General features: G+C 48.8%; 14 protein-coding genes. 2 read left to right on the forward strand and 12 right to left on the reverse strand.

Going from position 1 to position 14,302, the window contains the following annotated elements; genetic code table 11:
• Positions 1-140: 140 nt before the first annotated feature.
• Complete coding sequence (locus tag KIU71_RS02510; RefSeq protein ID WP_214129576.1) at positions 141-1,271, reverse strand: PQQ-dependent sugar dehydrogenase; 1,131 nt, start codon at positions 1,269-1,271, stop codon at positions 141-143.
• Between the two features lie 100 nt (positions 1,272-1,371).
• Between KIU71_RS02510 and KIU71_RS02515 the strand changes: the two genes are divergently transcribed.
• Both KIU71_RS02515 and KIU71_RS02520 read left to right on the forward strand, forming a co-directional pair.
• Entirely contained in the window at positions 1,372-1,827 is a 456-nt protein-coding gene (locus KIU71_RS02515; protein ID WP_214129577.1) for a hypothetical protein, read from the forward strand.
• A 64-nt stretch (positions 1,828-1,891) separates the two neighbouring features.
• Entirely contained in the window at positions 1,892-3,463 is a 1,572-nt protein-coding gene (locus tag KIU71_RS02520) for an AMP-binding protein (protein WP_214129578.1), read from the forward strand.
• Positions 3,464-3,514: 51 nt separating this feature from the next.
• Here KIU71_RS02520 and KIU71_RS02525 read toward each other — a convergent pair whose 3' ends face one another.
• The 11 genes from KIU71_RS02525 to KIU71_RS02575 form a co-directional block, all read right to left on the reverse strand.
• Positions 3,515-4,309 carry an MBL fold metallo-hydrolase gene (locus tag KIU71_RS02525; RefSeq protein ID WP_214129579.1) on the reverse strand — a complete coding sequence of 265 codons (795 nt, stop codon included), beginning with the start codon at positions 4,307-4,309 and terminating at the stop codon, positions 3,515-3,517.
• A 244-nt stretch (positions 4,310-4,553) separates the two neighbouring features.
• Positions 4,554-4,727, reverse strand: a complete 174-nt coding sequence (locus KIU71_RS02530; RefSeq protein WP_214129580.1) for a hypothetical protein — start codon at positions 4,725-4,727, stop codon at positions 4,554-4,556.
• Between the two features lie 420 nt (positions 4,728-5,147).
• On the reverse strand, positions 5,148-5,678 hold the full coding sequence (locus tag KIU71_RS02535; RefSeq protein WP_214129581.1) for a hypothetical protein: 531 nt from the start codon (positions 5,676-5,678) through the stop codon (positions 5,148-5,150).
• The gene (locus KIU71_RS02540; protein WP_214129582.1) at positions 5,678-6,349 is read right to left on the reverse strand and encodes a hypothetical protein; all 672 of its coding nucleotides are present in this window, start codon (positions 6,347-6,349) and stop codon (positions 5,678-5,680) included. Before KIU71_RS02540 ends, KIU71_RS02535 begins: the two co-directional genes overlap by 1 nt.
• Positions 6,282-6,932 carry a hypothetical protein gene (locus tag KIU71_RS02545; RefSeq protein WP_214129583.1) on the reverse strand — a complete coding sequence of 217 codons (651 nt, stop codon included), beginning with the start codon at positions 6,930-6,932 and terminating at the stop codon, positions 6,282-6,284. Before KIU71_RS02545 ends, KIU71_RS02540 begins: the two co-directional genes overlap by 68 nt.
• Positions 6,933-7,090: 158 nt before the next feature.
• A complete protein-coding gene (locus KIU71_RS02550) occupies positions 7,091-8,983 on the reverse strand; it encodes a DUF885 domain-containing protein (protein WP_214129584.1) in 1,893 nt (630 codons plus the stop codon).
• 61 nt (positions 8,984-9,044) lie between these two features.
• Entirely contained in the window at positions 9,045-11,282 is a 2,238-nt protein-coding gene (locus KIU71_RS02555) for a S9 family peptidase (protein ID WP_250207184.1), read from the reverse strand.
• A gap of 93 nt (positions 11,283-11,375) precedes the next feature.
• On the reverse strand, positions 11,376-12,689 hold the full coding sequence (locus tag KIU71_RS02560) for a tetratricopeptide repeat protein (protein ID WP_214129724.1): 1,314 nt from the start codon (positions 12,687-12,689) through the stop codon (positions 11,376-11,378).
• 11 nt (positions 12,690-12,700) lie between these two features.
• On the reverse strand, positions 12,701-13,309 hold the full coding sequence (locus KIU71_RS02565) for an energy transducer TonB (RefSeq protein ID WP_214129585.1): 609 nt from the start codon (positions 13,307-13,309) through the stop codon (positions 12,701-12,703).
• 3 nt (positions 13,310-13,312) lie between these two features.
• On the reverse strand, positions 13,313-13,720 hold the full coding sequence (locus KIU71_RS02570; RefSeq protein WP_214129586.1) for an ExbD/TolR family protein: 408 nt from the start codon (positions 13,718-13,720) through the stop codon (positions 13,313-13,315).
• Between the two features lie 62 nt (positions 13,721-13,782).
• Positions 13,783-14,301, reverse strand: coding sequence for a MotA/TolQ/ExbB proton channel family protein (locus KIU71_RS02575; protein WP_214129587.1), 519 nt, complete (start codon positions 14,299-14,301; stop codon positions 13,783-13,785).
• Position 14,302: the final 1 nt, after the last annotated feature.

Below are 14,302 nucleotides of genomic sequence, written 5' to 3' on the forward strand. Positions count from 1 at the left end.
GTGGTTGGAGCTATGACCGCCGGAATAATAACTCGCGCGATCGGGTGATAATAAAACCCGCGAAGTATAGCGTTTTCGCGGTTTAAATTAAATCAGAATGGGCTAATAGTTTGATTATAGCCGATATTCACTAGCGGAATCTAATCGGCTGAAGTCATTCGTAAAAGTGATGCATCATCGCCATCGGTCAACAGGTACACTGCGCCGCCCTGACCTACAGCAACGTCGCGCAAACGCATAGCGAGGCTACCCACAACCGGTTTCTGAATAAGTCGTTCGCCGTTTTGTATACGCACCCAGTGGAAATGGGGTGGTTTAAGTGCGGTGATCAGTAAGTCGCCATCCAACTCCGCAAGTTCTTCGCCGCGATATTGCACCATGCCTGCCGGCGCGATTGATGGCGTCCAATTCACAATCGGCTCAACCATACCCGGATACGTTTCAAACGGGCTGATGTTAGCGCCAGAGTAATCTTTGCCTCGGGTCACCACTGGCCAACCGTAGTTTGCCCCTGCCGTGATCACATTTATCTCATCACCGCCTGCTGGGCCGTGCTCATGAGCTAACACCTGATTGTTTTTGGCATCGTAAACCAGCCCCTGCATATTACGGTGGCCTAACGAGTAAATGAAGTCCTGAGGGCCGCCCGCTCCCGTGTAAAACGGGTTATCCGCTAGCGCCTCCCCCGTGTCACTGAGGCGCAGTATTTTTCCTAACATCGACGTATTGCGCTGGGCGTCTTCACGGTAATCGAAGCCGTCCCCTACGCTAACTAACAAACTGCCATCAGCAAGAAAAGCCAGTCGCCCGGCGTAATGCACAGGCGTGTCTTTCAATGAGTTGACTGAAAACAGGCGTTCCCATGCAGCTAGACTTCCCTGCGCGTAAACTGCGCGGGCTATGGCGAGATAGTTGGCATCCGGCTCTCCTGCAGCATAGGTGATATAGACAAAGCCGTTTTGCGCAAAATCAGGATGTAACTCAATGTCGAGTAGACCACCTTGCCCCGCCACATAGATATCTGGAGGCACATCGCCTAAATACTGCTTTTGATTGTTTTCACTGAGCAGCACAATTGACCCCGACTTTTCACTGATCAACCACTGCCCGTCGGGCAACTGAGTGAGTGCCCAAGGAGAGCGCAAGCCAGTCGCCACTGTCTCGACCGTCACATTCGGAAATACAGGTTGAGCGACGGCGCTACTGATGCCGACAAATACAAAAAGCACCAGGGCGATTAGTGGGTTTAGCGATGTACCAATAGGCCGCATAATGGGTCCTTTTTTATTCCAAGTGGGATTAGCTTAGTCATTGTGTTCACAAATTGTAAGCGCTATGGTGTTATTATCAAAGTTGCTGTAGGGCGAAAAGATGAAACCGATACTTCACTGGATTGCGGCGTGGATCATTGCTGCGCTCGTGACTTTTGCGCTGGCGAGTGTTTTCCATAGCCAGTTTGTGCTGTACGAGTTAAGCCGTTTGAACATCGCTATTCCCAGTAGCGAATGGGTGTCGATGACCTTGAGTGATTTCATCGGGTTACTCCCCAGCTATGGCGGCGCTATTGCCTTTGCGCTATTGATGGGTTTTATTATCTTAACTGGGGTGAATCGCTACGTAGGTCAGGTTCCTCGTTGGCTGTTTCCTTTCGCTGCTGCGTTTGCAATGGCAGTGATGCTGTTGGCGATGCAGCCTATATTGAATGTCACTTTGATTGCGGGCGCGCGCAGCACACTGGGCTTTTTATTTCAATGCGCAGCCGGCTTGATGGGCGGTTACGTCTTCGCACGCATTATCAGCCAAAAACATACATCAGTATCAATGTAATCGAATTGTTAACAGATTTCGTATATGGTGAGATGAGTCGTCCCAAACCATAAGAAAAGTCGCCATGTATACCGATCTTCTCCCTGCTGACGTTCGCTCTCTCCCTGATTATATTGAGCACGTTTTTTCAACCTACACCGATGCTCCAGCCTATTGCGCTTTGGGCCAAACGTTCACCTTTACCGACTTGGAAACACGCTCTCGTGCACTGGCGAACTGGTTTCAGCATGAGGCGGGCCTAAGACCGGGTGATCGTATCGCCATTCAGCTACCCAATTTATTGCAAAACCCTGTGGCTGTGTATGCCGCGCTTCGTGCCGGATTGGTGGTCGTGAATACCAACCCGCTTTACACGCCGCGAGAGATGCAGCACCAGTTCAGCGACTCTGGCGCTAAAGCCATCGTTATTTTAAGTGACTTGTTACCAAATCTTGAAAAGGTCATTGAGAACACCACGATTGATACCGTGGTCATCACCTCGGCAACGGAGTTTTTACAACCCGACAGTGCGCCCCAGCATCCAAGTTACATTTCATTGACCGGTGCCATCAAGCAAGGCAAAAGCTGCGCTGAATTCGCACGACCCGAAGTCACGTTAGACACCTTGTGCATGCTGCAATACACAGGCGGCACCACCGGGCTCTCTAAAGGCGCAGCCTTATCTCACGCCAATGTGCTGAGTAACAGTGTACAAACACTGGATCGACTGGGTGATAGCTTCCGCTCTGGCGAAGAAATCGTGGTGTGTCCGCTACCGCTGTATCACATTTATGCCTTCACTGTATGCATGATGACGTTCTTTGCCAAAGGCTGTCTCACCGTGCTAATTCCAAACCCGCGCGATCCAGATGCGTTTATCAATGCGCTCAAGCCACACAAATTTACGACCTTCGCCGGGATCAATACGTTGTTTGTTGGCCTCAGCCAGCACCCCGAGTTTAAGAAGCTTGATTTCAGCGCCTTAAAACTCACCTTATCCGGTGGCACCGCGTTAACGTCTGCGGCGGTGGATATCTGGCAGCAGACCACGGGTTGCAGCATAACCGAAGGTTATGGTTTATCAGAGACCGCGCCCGTGGTCACATTCAACCAGCCGGGTCACGAACAGATTGGCACTATTGGCTTTCCGCTGATGAGTACCGAGGTAAAGCTTCTGGACAAAAACGACCAGCCGGTTGCAGACGGTGATGAAGGGCAAATTGCTGTGAAAGGCCCGCAGGTGATGCTCGGTTACTGGCAACGAGATGACGCGACCGCAGAGGTAATGACCTCTGACGGCTACTTTAAAACCGGCGACATCGGTATCCGCTTGCCAGACGGCGCGATCAAGATTGTCGATAGGCTTAAAGACATGATCATCGTGTCTGGCTTTAATGTGTACCCGAATGAAATAGAAAATGTACTCACGTCTCACCCGGATATTGTTGAAGCCGCCGTGGTCGGTGCGCCTGATGAGAAAAGTGGCGAGCGCGTATGTGCTTATGTGACCGTCGCAAACCCGATTGATAAAGATCAGGTTCGCGCATTCTGCAAAGAACAATTAACCGGTTATAAGGTTCCTAAAGAAGTACACGTGATTGATGAACTGCCCAAATCCACCGTGGGTAAAATTCTGCGCCGCGAGTTACGTCAATAACGCGAAGCTAAGGTTCTGCTGGGGTATGGATTCAATGTGCTCAAGCCCCCACTACGGCGTGGGCCTGATCTCATTTTCAATGACCTGAAGCGTTCGATTGATAAAGGTCGTGATCGAACCTTGAGGTAAAAACGGCGATTTATTTTCAACGTTAAATCGCTCTAAGATCTCACGGGTCTTGGCTGCAGTCTGGATCTCTTTGACCGTTTTCCCTTCACGGTGTAGCTGTTCGACATGAGCGACCCAATCCAACGTTGCCCCCAGAAATTCTGTCAGCTGTTTTTTAGATGATGGTTCACCATGGCCGGGCACTATCAGCGTTTGATCATTACCTATCTCCAAAATTTTACTCACTGCGGCGCTGAAACCGGCGCGTCCTCCCGCCCAAAACGTTGGGTGCCAGCTAGTGTCATAAATATCGCCAACGAATATTACATTGCTGTCGGAGTGACAAATAATGTTGTCTTCAGCTGAGTGAGCTTTCACGGTGAGGATCTGCACACTATCTAACGTATTATCCTGTGAGATAAGTTTGCCGCCACGCTCTATAAAATAGTCGTTTCCGCCGCTGTGATCACGGTGCTGATGGGTATTGAGAATTAAATCCACTGAACCGCCAAAATGCTCCTTCGCCAGTACATTCAGTGCATCTAAATGTGCTGCGCCCGGCACAGGATCCACCACAACATTGCCCTGCGAAGTCTGTATTAAGCCAATGTTTGTATTGGAACCGCTGGATTTGACCAAGATGACATTTTCAGTGATTTTGGTCGTGGCTAATTGCGCGACGGCACTGAATGACAATATTGCCCCAAAAACGACACTAACCGATAAAACGCTTCTCATGACTTTTCCTTTTTTAAGCCGGTGTGTAGTGGCGTGTGAACAAAACTCTCGCCAAGTCTTTTATGCCGCCCATCGAACAGCAGGCCAGTCACACCAGTGTGAATGTTCGGTAGTAGTCGTGTTGGGGAAAGATAAAGCAGAAATGAGATGAAGCAAGCAATCTATGTGATGGGAATTCCGTATGTAGAATGCGTTTGCATGTAAATACGATAACCGGCAACTTAGTCATACACGTTCGTTCCATTCAATCACCCACATCGGCCATTGAGATGCGTTTACCAGGACGCTCTACGCGGTCAATGGCGATGGAGGTATCTTCCATTTCATCCAGATACTTCATGATCGCTTTTTTGGCATAAAACGACTTCGTAACGGCCAGTACTTTCTGCAAGCTTTGCCAATCGGCTTTCTGCATCATTTGAGAGTCTAAGAGATAACATTTTGCCACCCGTTTTACATGTCATACATGTAGGCGTATCGCACGCACACCATTTATCGTTCACTATATAAACGATACACCCTGTTTTTTTGAACGAGACCAAGCGGTTAACATAACCGACCGTTTTATCTTCACCAACGTAATTTGAATTTTTTGCACGAGGGTAAAACACATGGTGTTTTTTAGGCTGCCCCGTGTTTTTCGGTAACCATTTCTTGGTGACTGGCAGTCAGATTGCTGTCAGCGTCATGTTGTGACTAACTAAGCCGTTTGACCTGCCTGTAGCGGCTTTTCAGATTTCGCAGTATCGACGGCGCCCGGTGTAGGCTACCCAGCGTTATCGATGAAGTTCCCCAACGCATTGCCAAAGGCATCGGCCGCTACATAGTAAATCTCCGCTTATGATTGATTTATAATCTCAAGCCGTAAGATACATATCTGAACAAGCTTTTCTTCACCCATATCTAATGGTGGTGATACCCATCTTTGGAAGTTTATAAAATCCATTTTCACATACTTCCCATCAAGGTGTTCCTGCTTAGTCACGAATCCTTTCCAACAGCCATGCTGAGGTATCTGTTTATGTGGGTCAATTCTTAAAAAGCTTTGTCCATCGATTGTAAATCGATCTAACCCATCATTTTTATATATTTCTATGTGGATTGTTCCTTGAGCAGATTGGTAGTTGTTTTCCCTATAATCTAGCTTTAAGGCATTTAGTTCTTGATTTCTCTCTACAGCATTTAGGTAACTAAGGAATATTGCTATAACCCAAACCGTAATAAATACATTGAGAACAATAAGTTTATGTTTTTCTAAGCTCCTTTTTAACTTAGGTAAAAATAGATAATAAATCAGCCCTAAGGCTGGTGCTAACACCAACCTAAAGGTTTCCCACATTTCACATTCTGCTAAGACGTCATAGATCATTACTGCCTCGTGAACCAATACAACCAACGACCTGCAACTCCAGCGTCATATGTATTTACCTCGTTACCAATTTGATGACCAATACCTGTAGAAACTTCAAATGGGAATCGGTATTTGTCGCTACGACCAAATAAATCAACCCCAAGTCTTGGACCTGAGCCTTCTACTGCTAACGGTGAAATAAATGGCTTATCGACCCATGCTGATGACTCCTTCCACCCTATGTCATATTTAAAGGCTGTAAGGTCGTAATCGGTATTAGTGGAGTAACCGCTAAAGATATTTTTAAGTGTAGCTTCCCTGTTAACGCCTTCCCAATTCAGTAAAGCAACATCAGCACCAAGCTTGAAACTGCCTTGTTTGAAGTGCTGTTCGCTAGCCTGAAGATATCCATCACCAGATGCTGCCCAACCGATCGTACCATCGCTCTGAACACCAACGTTAACGTTTACACTGCCTCCAAGTACATCTCTAAAAGTACTTAGTCCTCCGAAAGAAAGTGTGTTGGAGCGGATGGGTTGACTGTTTTGATGCTCTAGTGTTAATAAATCCGCGCCTGCTTCATAAATCCGTTCGAATGCGTTTCCATATATCTCAAATGAATTACCAACTACATCTTTTGTGATATCCCAAGCGCTTCGCTCTTTGGTATTTGGTATTTGGAAATACATAGCCATCACTCCACGGCCCCGGAGCACTTCTAGTCGAAGAAGTTCTTGCTAGCGCATCCGCTGCTGCAATGGGATCAGTCTCTCGTGGCGCACGAATAGTATCTTGTACTTGAGTTGCGCCAATTAGAGCTTGCGCATTTCTTACAGACAGAGCTTGCTCACCCAAACGACGATTCAACTGATTACTTTGCGCTACTGATGACAGCGCTAAATTGACACCTGCATTAGAATTCGCAAACGTTGTGATATCTGCAAAATTTGTCTCAGGTATCACGACAGTATCAGTCAAGTTTGTCGCGGTTTGCTCGGCTATCTGACTTATTTGGTTGTCAGTCGCCTTATCAAAGTCACTACCAAACTGTTGCGCTAATTTTGCATCTAGTTTTGATGTGTCTATGGTGCCAGTAAATCGAGGCTCTGGTTGGTTTATCGATTGCCTAACGATAGAGTTCCCCGACCAATTCCCAAAGGCATCGGCCGATACATCATAACGATAGTTTCGTTGTAGATGGTGCAGGATCGCGCTGACAATACCAGCTTGCGGAGTGAGATTTGATGTGCGTATCGGGCGATGGAGCATCATAACGATATCACCTCTTCCCTAGCTCTTCAGACTGTTGTTAAAGCCCAAAAGGCGATTGTTTGCCCTATGGTTACGTCATCAACGTGGCGGTTTCGTGATGACAAGGGCTCATTGGTGGATGAGCCCTTGTCTGCGCTTTTTGTAAATCGCTTTAGTGGTTAGGCTGATTTCGCTTTTTCGTGCGCTATCCAGTCGTCGACCATGCGCTCCAAGATTGGCATAGGCACGGCACCGCCACCGAGCACAACATCGTGGAAACCTCGAATATCGAATTGATCGCCCAAAGCACGTTGTGCTTTTTCTCGCAGCTCAAGTATTTTTAGCATACCGATTTTGTATGCCGTGGCTTGACCGGGCCAGACCAGATAGCGGCGCACCTCAGAGCGTACTGCGTCTTCGGCGATCGGCGAGTTTTGTTTAAAATAGTCAATCGCTTGTTGCTCTGTCCAGCCTTTGGCATGTAACCCTGTATCGACCACCAACCGAATCGCGCGCCATATTTCTGTGACCAACCGGCCAAAGTCAGAGTATGGATTTTGATATGCGCCCATCTCCTTTGCCAGTAATTCAGAATAGAGGGCCCATCCTTCGATGTACGCGGTAAAGAATTGCTGCGTTCTGAAGGTTGGTACACCGGTAAGCTCCTGTGCAATTGAAATTTGCATATGATGGCCGGGGTTACCTTCATGATAGGCAATGGCTTCCATTTCATTTTTGGGCATCGCCGTCATGTCAGAAAGGTGCGCATAGTAAATACCGTCGCGTGAACCATCTGGCGTTCCGGGGTAATAGTGTTGAGCCGCCCCCGGTTGCTCACGAAAGGCTTCAACGCGTTTTACCACAAGGTCCGCTTTGGGTAATAGGCCAAAATACTCTGGCAATTTGTCTTTGATGTAATCGAGGTAAGCGGTTGAATCGTCTAAATAGCCTTGTCGGCCTGCGTCGGTGTTGGGGTAGTAAAAGCGTTCATCGTCAGTTGAGCTTTTCAGTAGATCAAAAAACGCCTGTAGTGAACCGTCAAACCCGACGTCAGCTTTGATGGTTTCCATTTCAGCGCGAATGCGAGCTACCTCAGCCAACCCCAGTGCGTGAATTTCATCAGCGGTCATCGCCGTTGTGGTGTTGCTGCGCAACGCCGCATTGTAGGCGGCAACGCCGTCAGGCAGCGCCCCCATACCGGTTGCTTCTTCGCTGACATTCGCCCGGTCGGTCTGCATCCACGCGATAAGCTGAGCATAGGCTGGCTCAAAGTCTTTGATTAATGCTTGTTCGACTGACGCGGTTAACGCCTGTGCGGTCGCGGTATCTATATTACCCGCCTCTTCAAGCGCACCAATTTTGCGCTTGGCATCGGCGTAGAGGGGCGCATCGGTATCGCTGTCTGGCGCAAAGGGAGCACCAGTGATTAAGTTAGTTGCCTGTTCGATAACGCCATCATACGCAAAGTATGGAGCGCGCACTCCTTCCTCAGCATGAACTTGGGCCCGCGTGAGTAGCTGCGATATCGCGCGACCTAAACCTGATACGCGCGAGATGTAATCGCGTATATCTTGCTCACTGCTCACATTGTGAAAGTTGATCAGCAAATTAGGTAACGAACTCTGCGCGCCCGACATCTGGGTAAACACATAGCTACGGCGGCTGTAAGGGCGCATCGCCTTAGCGGTTTCGTAGCCGTAGATCCACAAATCATATGAGATCTTCGCATCGTCTGTGAGCTTGTTGTAGTCAAAAGTGCTCTGCATTTCAGTCACACTCTGCTCAAGTTTGGCAAATTGAGCGTCGGCCGCGGCTTCCGACATATCATCGATTTCACCGTAGCGGTCTTTGCGGCCTAGGCTTGTCATGCGCAAAGGAGATTGCTGCAACTGTTGCTCGTATTGCGCTTCAAACCAAGCATTCAAGCGCTCAGTTTCGGACTGCTGTTCGTGGGTAGATGCCGCTTCGACCGGCGCTGTCGTTGTACTTTGCACAGCATAAACCGGTTGTAAGCAACTGCCCATCAGCGCTGTTGCCAGCGCCATTGCCAAAGCGGTACGAGGTGTGTTCATTATGGCTTTTCCTTGTCGTTGTCTTATCGTATCAATCGCTGTATTAGGGTAGCGTTAATCGCTAATGTTCTATGCCGTGCGCTAGTAATTCAAACGCGTATTCTTCCGCGCTATCGCGTAATTTGCCGTAGCGACCTGAGTTAGCAAAGTGCCCTGCGCCCATATTCATGCGCATTACTAACAGGTTATTGTCGGTCTTGGTGGCTCGCATGCGCGCCGTCCATTTGGCGGGCTCCCAGTAGGTCACCCGTGGGTCGTTCAATCCTCCCGTTACGAGCATAGGCGGATAGTCGCGCGCCGTGATTTGATCGTAGGGAGAATAAGACAAGATGTACTCAAATTCTGATTTATTCTCAATCGGATTGCCCCACTCCTGCCACTCAGGCGGCGTCAGCGGTAGGCTGGCATCCAGCATAGTGTTAAGCACATCAACAAACGGCACACCCAGATTCACAGAGCGCCAGTAGTCGGGTGCCTGAATGGTCATCGCTCCCATCATCATGCCGCCCGCACTGCGCCCTGAAATGGAGATATTGCCCTTGCCGGTGTAGCCTTGTTCAATCAAGTAATCAGCGACATCAATAAAATCAGTAAAGGCATTTTTGCGCTTGTCCATTTTGCCATCCAGATACCACTGATACCCCATCTCATCACCGCCACGCACGTGTGCAATCGCAAATGCAAAACCGCGATCCAGCAGGCTTAGCCTTTCAGTTTTGAAGGTTGGCGATAACCCGCTACCGTATGCACCGTATGCATAAAGTGACAACGGCGATTTGCCGTTTTTCTCAAAATCTTTGTGATACACAATTGAAATAGGCACCTGAACGCCATCGCGCGCTGGCGCCATAAGCCGTTCAGTACGGTAGTTGGATTTGTCGTAGCCCGAAGGGATATGTTGCTTCTTGCGCTCGACAAGTTCGGTAGTCTCTAGCGAAAAGTCGTAAATCGTCTCGGGCGTAATCATCGACTCGTAGTACAAGCGCACGTGTTGTTGGTCAAACTCGGGATTGTGATCAATCTCAGCCGTGTACACCGACTCACTAAACTCGACTTGTTGACGTAAGGTGCCATCATGCTCCATCAATTGGATACGATCCTGCCCGTTCTCGCGCAGCGACAGCACAATGAAGTCGCTGAAGGTTTGCATACCCATTAAGTAGTGGCTGTCACGGCCTTCAACCAGAGTTTGCCATTGTGACTTATCACCGACTGGCGTTTCAGCATCATTAAGTGTTGCGCGCGCCAGTCGGAAATTAACGTGGCTGTCGTTCGTGAGTAAGTACAGGCTATCCCCGGCGGTATCAACAGACGCCATGACATTATCCGCTTTGCTGACCACCACAATAGGCTCTGCGCCAAGATCGTAGGCGGGCAATAGCTCAACGTCATTGTTTTGATGGCGACCGGAGGTTTTAATTAACCATTGACCGTCTGATGAATGAGATGCGCCCAGAAAATACGCGTTGTCGTCTTCTTTAAATAACACAGTGTCTGCAGCTTCTCCCGCTTCTGGGGCGATGCGACGCAGATTGACAGACTCAACGTGCCAGCGTTCGCTGTTCAGTTGGCTGTAGATCACGCCCTTACCATCTTTGGAGAAGGCGACTGATTGCCCCGCGTTGCTAATATCCAATGGCAACACGGTGTCAGTTTCTATCTCTTTAACTATAATAGTGTGGCGCTCAGAACCATCTGTATCCAGTGCGTAAGCGACCAGCCGATTGTCAGGTGAAATATCATAGCTGCGCAAACGGAAATAGTCATAGCCCTCTGACAACGCCTGCTCATCTAAAAATACGCTCTCCTCGCCGGTTTCAAGGTTTTTGCGAATACGTGTTACATATTCATTGCCTGCTCGATATTTCCAGCGATACTCGTAACCGTTTTTCACGAAGGGAACCGAAGTTTCCGTTTCATCTAAACGACCTTTAAATTCTTCAAATAATGTATCAACCAGTTCTGAATGAGGCGCTAGAAAGGCGTTGAAGTAGTCATTCTCAGCATGTAAATAATCCAGCACTTCTTTATCGTCGGTGTCAGGGTAGCTTTCATCCCGCAGCCATTGGTAAGGGTCTTCAATCGATTGGCCATGATAGTTTACCTGTGCTGGCCGCGCTGGCACACTGGGCGCGGGGATATCCAGCGCTTTAAGTCGAGGAAATTGATTCACTGAGTTAGTACCTGAAGGTGATTGATCAGAGGATGAGTCAGCCGGTGACTGTGCTGGAGAACACGCAGTCAGCACGGTGCCGAGAAGTACAACCGCACCGGCGGCAGAAAGTCGAAGCATCGTCATAACGAATAAGCCCTGAGATTAAGTCTGCCACGAATATACATAAAAAAACGCCGCAGATGCGACGTTTTTATGCTTGATTGCCAAATTAATCAGTTAAGACGACAACTCTGCCTGAATGGCATCGTAAGACTGTTTCTCGCCTTGCACGTATTTGCGCCATTGCTGCGCCATACCGCGGCTACTACTGTCTTTTTCAGCCTCTGCTAATTCATTCAATGCATCAACAAACTGGCGCTTGTTGTAATACGCCATCCCCAGCACTAAGTGCGCTGTGCCTTTGTTGGACAAATCCCCTTTTTCCAACGCCTTTTGCGTGGCGGCAATGGCTTTATCCCACTGTTCAAGGTTCAGGTAAATCTGACCAAGCTGCGCATCTAAATCACCATCATCCGACAAATCAGCAGCGGCCTGCATGACCGGCACGGCCTTTTCGTTTTCTTTCGCTTGCGTCCAGCATTGCGATAAAAACTTCAGATTGCGTAGATTACGTTCCAATGTGCCATCTGCCAGCGCCTGTTCCATCAATCGAGCGCACTTGTACGGCGCCTGATGAAAATAATACAGTTGCGCAAGATTGAAGGTGTCTGATGCAGACTTCACATAGCCTTGCTGATACGCCGCTTCCATAATCGCATACTGCTCCTCCTCACGCTCAAGCTCACCATACATACCAGCTAGCTGGATCCAGTACTTTGGATCTTCATAGAGCTTCAATAACTTAATCAAAACATCTTTGACTTTTTCAGGCTGTTTCAGCTCATAAAACACAGCGCGCTGCAAAATCAACCAGCCCTCATCTGGCAGCATGCCGTCCGCCTCATGGCCTTCAATCGCTGCAGTGATGAACTTTTCGGCTTCTTTGTACTGCTTATTCTGATAATAAGCCTGCGCCTTGATCACCAGATTCTTTGGCGGAATGGGACCGGTCTGCAAAGATTCCCAACGCTCAAGCGCCTCGATACTTTTAGCGTAGTTACCGCGCATAAGGTGCAATTGGGCGAGGCTGAATAGCGTTGTCTGCTCGAACGTTTCTGGTATCGGCTGTTGTTGAACCACTTTTTCAAACGATTCAATGGCTTCGTCATAGTCTTCGGCGTTGTAATAGATAAACCCATAGAAGTTGTACAACATAGCAAGCTCATAACTGTTCATTGAGCTGCTTTTATCTTCCACTTCTTTGAGGATCGCGATAGCTTCTTGCGTGTTGCCGGCGTCACCCGCCGTTTGAGCCCGCGATAGCTGATCATAAACCCTTGCGCGCAAGGCTGGCGTTTTACGCGTTTGTTTTTCGCTGGCCTTTTGCTCTTGCGCTGAGACCTGAGAAACAGGCGCGGCGCTGAGTATCACAACACTCAACACACTCAATGCGAAACCGCTCACAACCGAACGCCACGTGGGATAATTCATCGTCATGTGTATCACCCGTCAATCTTGAATGTTATACGGTTTTGAACACCGGCAACCTCGGTCGGTTCACCATTCACTACGCGCGGTTTGTATTTGAACTTTAACGCTGCGTCCATCGCTGCTTGTTCAAAAATACCCTGCGGATTGGCTTCAACCACCACGGGATCGCGCACTGAACCTTGCTTGGTTACAGTGAACTCAACAATCACGAAGCCTTCAATACCTCGCTGCAATGCACGACGCGGATAAACGGCGGCGACTTTAACGATCGGCAAATACTCACCGTCGCCAGACTCCAGCGCGAGGCCGCCATCGAGTGCAACATCTCCCCCCACATCGGCAGCAAAGTCTAAACCACTGCCTTCCCCATCAGGCGTTGGCGAGTCTAGCTGCGGCTGTTCCATTTGTGGCGGCGGCTCTTTGGGCGCAGGTGGCTTTTTGGGTTTGCGGTCTTTTTGCTGAACATCCTCGTTCTGCTTCACGCGCACAAAATCCAAAACGCTGCCTTGCGGTGGCTCAGTGAGTGCACTACCACCCGCTTGGATCAACGACTGCATCAAAAAGAACAGTCCCAAAGTGATCAGCGCTGATAGTACAATGGCAATGAGGAATCGAAGCATGATTTACGGCTCTTGTGCAGCAATTGATACGTCGTAAACACCGGCCGCTCTGGCAGAGTCCATGACTTTAATTAACGTCTCTGTCGTGGCTTTTTTATCGGCTTGAATGACCACCGTACCCTGTGGGTTTTCCGCGTGTAAACGCTCAATATTGGCTTGAACGGCGCGCACATCAATTCGACGTTTGTTAATCCAAATTTCACCGGTATCACTGATGGCAACCAAAATGTTGGCGCGATCCTTTTTCACCGCGGTGGCGGCGTCTGGGCGGTTTACATCAATACCGGCCTCTTTCACAAACGACGCCGTAACGATGAAGAAAATCAACATAATGAAAACCACGTCCAGCATGGGCGTCATATCAATTGCGGCTTCTTCTTCGTCGACCAAATTTTGAAAGTGCTGCTTCATAATCTCTTTCCTCGTGCTCTAACGGTGTCTTCACCGCCAGAATCCTAATCTTAGGGTTATGACTAACGCTTCACCGCTAACGCGTCTTCAATGTGCATCCGTTCAGACTTTACGGTGCGCGTCAGCCACGTCGCCGCAAAAACTCCGGACAGCGCGCCGACCATACCCGCCATGGTTGGGATGGTCGCTTTTGACACACCAGACGCCATTGAGCGAGCGTTACCCGACCCTGAAATAGCCATAACATCAAATACTTCAATCATACCGGTTACCGTGCCCATCAATCCGAGGAGTGGACACAACGCCACCAGCGCCTGAATGATGGGAATGCTGCCGTTTAACTTGATACTCAACGTAGAAATCGTTTTTTGACGAATTTGCTCTGCAAACCACGACGATTTATCGTCTCGCGCTTTCCAGGCATTGATAGCCTGACGTTTTGCTTCTTTGTGGCCAAAGAACAAATACAGCGCACGTTCGAGTATCAGTAGCCACATCACGAATATCAGCAAACCGATGACCAAGAGAACTTGGCCACCTGTTTCTGTAAAATCGCGAATTGCTTCAAATATCTCGATCATC

The organism is Alteromonas oceanisediminis (genome assembly GCF_018474025.1).
Lineage (GTDB): Bacteria > Pseudomonadota > Gammaproteobacteria > Enterobacterales > Alteromonadaceae > Alteromonas_E > Alteromonas_E oceanisediminis.

What these genes read in the sequence shown, in the direction of transcription:
- KIU71_RS02510 (WP_214129576.1), bottom strand. Translation starts at nt 1,271, where the DNA reads ATGCGGCCTATTGGTACATCGCTAAACCCACTAATCGCCCTGGTGCTT.
- KIU71_RS02515 (WP_214129577.1), top strand. Translation starts at nt 1,372, where the DNA reads ATGAAACCGATACTTCACTGGATTGCGGCGTGGATCATTGCTGCGCTC.
- KIU71_RS02520 (WP_214129578.1), top strand. Translation starts at nt 1,892, where the DNA reads ATGTATACCGATCTTCTCCCTGCTGACGTTCGCTCTCTCCCTGATTAT.
- KIU71_RS02525 (WP_214129579.1), bottom strand. Translation starts at nt 4,309, where the DNA reads ATGAGAAGCGTTTTATCGGTTAGTGTCGTTTTTGGGGCAATATTGTCA.
- KIU71_RS02530 (WP_214129580.1), bottom strand. Translation starts at nt 4,727, where the DNA reads ATGATGCAGAAAGCCGATTGGCAAAGCTTGCAGAAAGTACTGGCCGTT.
- KIU71_RS02535 (WP_214129581.1), bottom strand. Translation starts at nt 5,678, where the DNA reads ATGATCTATGACGTCTTAGCAGAATGTGAAATGTGGGAAACCTTTAGG.
- KIU71_RS02540 (WP_214129582.1), bottom strand. Translation starts at nt 6,349, where the DNA reads ATGTATTTCCAAATACCAAATACCAAAGAGCGAAGCGCTTGGGATATC.
- KIU71_RS02545 (WP_214129583.1), bottom strand. Translation starts at nt 6,932, where the DNA reads ATGATGCTCCATCGCCCGATACGCACATCAAATCTCACTCCGCAAGCT.
- KIU71_RS02550 (WP_214129584.1), bottom strand. Translation starts at nt 8,983, where the DNA reads ATGAACACACCTCGTACCGCTTTGGCAATGGCGCTGGCAACAGCGCTG.
- KIU71_RS02555 (WP_250207184.1), bottom strand. Translation starts at nt 11,282, where the DNA reads ATGACGATGCTTCGACTTTCTGCCGCCGGTGCGGTTGTACTTCTCGGC.
- KIU71_RS02560 (WP_214129724.1), bottom strand. Translation starts at nt 12,689, where the DNA reads ATGAATTATCCCACGTGGCGTTCGGTTGTGAGCGGTTTCGCATTGAGT.
- KIU71_RS02565 (WP_214129585.1), bottom strand. Translation starts at nt 13,309, where the DNA reads ATGCTTCGATTCCTCATTGCCATTGTACTATCAGCGCTGATCACTTTG.
- KIU71_RS02570 (WP_214129586.1), bottom strand. Translation starts at nt 13,720, where the DNA reads ATGAAGCAGCACTTTCAAAATTTGGTCGACGAAGAAGAAGCCGCAATT.
- KIU71_RS02575 (WP_214129587.1), bottom strand. Translation starts at nt 14,301, where the DNA reads ATGATCGAGATATTTGAAGCAATTCGCGATTTTACAGAAACAGGTGGC.